Annotated in this window: 1 protein-coding gene; it reads left to right on the top strand. The window is 62.3% G+C overall.

Annotation, left to right across the window (positions count from 1 at the left end; genetic code table 11):
- The coding region (locus IMZ11_RS42400; RefSeq protein WP_228649208.1) for a sulfatase-like hydrolase/transferase at window positions 1–1,076 on the top strand (1,076 nt) is incomplete at both ends.

The raw sequence follows: 1,076 nt of genomic DNA, 5'->3' as shown, positions 1-1,076 counted from the left end.
ACCATCGAGTTCATCCGTGACGCCTTGGTGATCGCTCCTGACAAGCCCTGGTTCACCTACCTGTGCCCAGGTGCCGGCCATGCCCCGCACCACGTGTTCAAGGAGTGGGCCGACCGCTATGCGGGCCGGTTCGACATGGGCTACGAGGCCTACCGCGAGTGGGTACTCAAGCGGATGATCGACAAGGGCATCATGCCCGAGGGCACCGAACTGACCCCCATCAATCCGCTACCAGAAGACGTGGCGTCGGAGGCTGACGCGGTGCGACCGTGGGACTCTTTGAGCCCGGATGAGAAGAAGCTGTTCAGCCGGATGGCCGAGGTGTTCGCCGGCTTCTCCGAATACACCGACGCTCAGGTCGGGCGGGTGGTCGACTACCTGGAACAGACCGGCCAGCTGGACAACACCGTCATCTTCTACTGCGCGGACAACGGTGCGTCCGGCGAGGGGTCGCCGAACGGTTCGGTCAACGAGAACAAATTCTTCAACGGCTACCCCGATGACCTGGCCGAGAACATGAAGATGCTGGACAAGCTGGGCACGCCCGACACGTACAACCACTACCCGACGGGCTGGGCGGTCGCTTTTTCCACGCCGTTCCAGATGTTCAAGCGCTATTCGCAGTTCTCCGGCGGCACTTGCGATCCCATGGTGATCCACTGGCCGAAGGGCATCAAAGCCAGGGGCGAGGTGCGCCATCAGTATCACCACGCCACCGACGTCGTCCCGACCATTCTCGACGTCGCGGGCATCGAGATGCCCGAGGAGTACCGCGGCATCAAGCAATACCCGCTGAACGGGGTGTCGATGCGGTACAGCTTCGACGGAGCCGACGCTCCGACCACCAAGAAGCGTCAGTACTACGCGATGCTGGGCACCCGCGGGATCTGGCAGGACGGCTGGAAGGCGTCGGCGCTGCATGCGCCGATCAGCGGCAAAGGCCATTTCGATCAGGACAAGTGGGAGCTCTTCCATGTCGATGAGGACCGCTCCGAGGCCAAGAACCTCGCCGACCAGAGCCCGGAAAAGCTCAAGGAACTGATCGACGCATGGAACGAGGAGGCCAAGAACAACTA

This window comes from Microtetraspora sp. AC03309, assembly GCF_020826795.1.
In the GTDB taxonomy this organism is placed as follows: domain Bacteria; phylum Actinomycetota; class Actinomycetes; order Streptosporangiales; family Streptosporangiaceae; genus Microtetraspora; species Microtetraspora glauca.
Note: the sequence above shows the minus strand (reverse complement) of the source record. Positions and strands in the feature narration are given on the sequence as shown.